Source organism: Succinimonas sp., assembly GCF_045225735.1.
Classification (GTDB): domain Bacteria; phylum Pseudomonadota; class Gammaproteobacteria; order Enterobacterales; family Succinivibrionaceae; genus Succinimonas.
Map to the genome: position 1 here is coordinate 1 of NZ_JBGVBR010000283.1, position 3,017 is coordinate 3,017.

Below are 3,017 nucleotides of genomic sequence, written 5' to 3' on the forward strand. Positions count from 1 at the left end.
AGAAGCTCGATTTCTACCTCTGGGCAAAAGCTCTTTAAAGCCTTCCCGGGGCGTGAGATCCCGATAATTGAGCGGTGAAACTGAAAAAGCGGCAAAGAAGCCGCTCTCCTGATGAATGAGTCCGGTAAAGCGGCTTCCGGACCTGTTTATCAGCGAGCCCTTTAACAAGCTCCAGCATTTCCTCCGGATTATCCGCTGCCTTTACTCCCGGCAGGGCTTTAACCAGAATGCCGTTTTCATCAATGAGAAACGCCGAACGCAGAGTGCCTTCCCGAATCCCCTGCGGGGTCTTTTTAGGCTGAATGACATCATAGGCACGATGCGCGATAAGCTCGGGATCTGAGAGCAGCGTAAAGGGGAGGCTGAACTTTTCCTGAAACCGGAGATGGGATGCGGCGCTGTCCCGGCTCACTCCCAGAATCACTGTATCAAGCTCACTGAACCGGGAACTCCGCTCGGCAAACCCGCAGGCCTGCTTGGTGCAGCCCGGAGTATTGTCCCGGGGATAGAAGTAGAGCACGACCTTCCGGCCGCGGTACTGAGCCAGCGAATGCATGTCCCCGTTCTGATCCGGCAGACTGAAATCCGGTGCCGGGGTTCCTTCTTTTAGCGGCATTAGGTTGCTCCTTTTGTTCAACTCGCGATCCCTGATTTTAAATGTTTTCCCATATGCGTTAAGCATAACTCTGTTTCCCCCCGAATACTTAAGCCCCAGTCAAAAATCAGATATTTCCGGCCCAATCAGAAATTTCCGGGATCTGCCCCGGGGATTCCCGAGTTTCATGTAAGCCTTGCGTCATAACGATTCTTCTTCACCTGAAACACTGTTTTTCAGGAAACCTCCTCCTGCTCTTTAACTTACCGCCTTAATATGCACTTTTTATTTCCGGAATGCGCTTCACCTCGCAGGAAAATTAGAAAAGACCGGTGAGGCTGAGAAAGATTTGAGGAATGAGCAGAGCGGGAAAACGCCGGATGCGATTCATTCCAAGTCCGGTTCTTTACCGCCTGCCTCGTTCTCAGCATCTGAAACTGTTAAAGGAGAAATATCATGGGATTATTTGATTTTGCCGAAAGCGCCTTTGGTTCCGTCCGCAACGTTGTTTCCGAGACCGCTTCCTATGCCGGAAGGGCCGTCTCCGGCACCGCTTTCTTTGCCGGCAATTCCGTCTCTCATGCCGGTAACGCTGTTTGCAATGCTGCCGAAAAGGGAGCGAACCTCTTTTCAGACACCATTGATGCAATCGACAAACCGGCCTCCCGGGCTCTTGATTTTGCGGATGGCGCTCTCGGGTATCTGCCGGAGGTTATCAGACATGGATCTGTGGGCGGTCTCGGAATGGCTCTGGCTGAATCCGTAATTGACAACCTGTTCCGGGATAAGGTGGCTCCGGTAGAGGGTTCGGTGCTGTACGTTGATCTGGCCTGCGGCTATGCGGAGCACTCCGGCATTTACGTCGGCGGCGGGGAGAAGTGCATTGTCGAGCTCACCAACCAGGGCGGCCAGTGCATCATAAATCTGGTATCTCCCAGTGAGTTTATCAATGGCGGCTCCGGCTTCAGCATTTACGTCTCCAGCCATCATGGCTGCGCCGTCGGCAGGAAATTAGCAGCCCGGACTGCCCGGAGCATGGTGGGCCGCAATCTGGGAAGGTACAGTCTGGTGTCCAACAACTGCCATATGTTCACGAATTACTGTCTCCTCCAAAAGGACAGTGATGACTATTCCAGAGGGATAAGCGCCATCCCGGATATGAAAATGACCCTGACCAGCATCAAGAACCGGGCCCGCAAGGTCATGAATGCTGATGAGTGGCGGGTCTGGCACTATAAAGACTGAGTCTGAGACAGCGACCGTGTCTCCGGAACAGGGTTTCCGGCGTCCGCGGTTCGCTGCTGCTCCCGGGCAGTCAAAGGTCAGGAATTTCCGGAGGCCTTAAAGCTGCACTTTATTTTTCCGGATCTTATCTCAGAACAGCGGACAATTGAATAAACGAATGAAAAGAGGCGGAGACAGGTTTTCAGCTTCTTTGTCATCAGACCTCTGCCTGAATACCTTAAATTGTTAAAGGAGAATTATCATGGGCTTATTTGATTTTGCTGAAAGCGCTTTTGGTTCTGTATGCGGTGTAATTTCCGGCACCGTTTCCGTTGCCGAAAAGACGGTCTCCGGCGTTGCTGAGGCTGCCGGCGACGCAGTCTTCTCTGCCGGTAACGCCGTCTGCGATGTCGCTGAGATGGCCGGTAAAGCAGTCTGTGATGCTGCCGATATTGCGGGCGGCGCCGTATCTTCTGCCGGCAAGGCTGTTTCCGGCACCGCTGAGTTTATTGGCGATACCGTCTGCGCTGCCGGCAATGCTGCATGCGATGCGGCCGAAAAAGGCATAAACATCGTTTGTGACACCATTGATGCAATCGATAAACCGGTTTCTCAGGTTGCTGACTTCGCGGATAACGCTACCCAGTACGTGCCGGAGATTATGAAGTTTGTAAATCCTGCATTAGGTCCTTTGATGGCCCCGGTTGAATCCTTTATTGACAATGTTGTCAGGGATCCGGTAACTCCGGTGTTCGGTTCGGTGCTGTACGTTGATCTGGCCTTTGGCAGCGCGGAGCACTCCGGCATTTACGTCGGCGGCGGGGAGAAGTGCATTGTCGAGCTCACTAACGAGGGCGGCCAGTGCATCATAAATCTGGTATCTCCCAGCGAATTTGTCAATGGGGGCACCGGTTTCAGCATTTACGTTTCCAGCCATCATGGCTATGCCGTGGGCAAAAAGAGAGCGGCCCGGAGAGCCCTGAGCATGGTGGGATGCAATCTGGGAACGTACAACATTGCGCTTAATAACTGCCATATGTTCACGAACTACTGTCTCCGCAAAAAGGGCTGTGATGACGATTCCAGAGGTTTCAGCGCGTTCCTGAACATGGAAATGACCCTGACCAGCATCAAGAACCGGGCCCGGAAGGTCATGGATGCTGATGAGTGGCGGGTCTGGCATTACAGAGACTGATCC

3 protein-coding genes are annotated in these 3,017 nt (G+C 53.0%); 2 read left to right on the forward strand and 1 reads right to left on the reverse strand.

Annotated elements, in window-relative coordinates; all coding sequences use genetic code 11:
• Window positions 1-34 precede the first annotated feature (34 nt).
• Window positions 35-616, reverse strand: a complete 582-nt coding sequence (locus tag ACJROR_RS10255) for a peroxiredoxin (RefSeq protein WP_406546974.1) — start codon at window positions 614-616, stop codon at window positions 35-37.
• A gap of 435 nt (window positions 617-1,051) precedes the next feature.
• Between ACJROR_RS10255 and ACJROR_RS10260 the strand changes: the two genes are divergently transcribed.
• Window positions 1,052-1,840: a hypothetical protein gene (locus ACJROR_RS10260; RefSeq protein ID WP_406041281.1), complete on the forward strand. Its 789-nt coding sequence runs from the start codon at window positions 1,052-1,054 to the stop codon at window positions 1,838-1,840.
• Between the two features lie 241 nt (window positions 1,841-2,081).
• Window positions 2,082-3,014 (forward strand): hypothetical protein, encoded by a 933-nt coding sequence (locus tag ACJROR_RS10265; RefSeq protein ID WP_406546975.1) that lies wholly within the window; start codon window positions 2,082-2,084, stop codon window positions 3,012-3,014.
• Window positions 3,015-3,017: the final 3 nt, after the last annotated feature.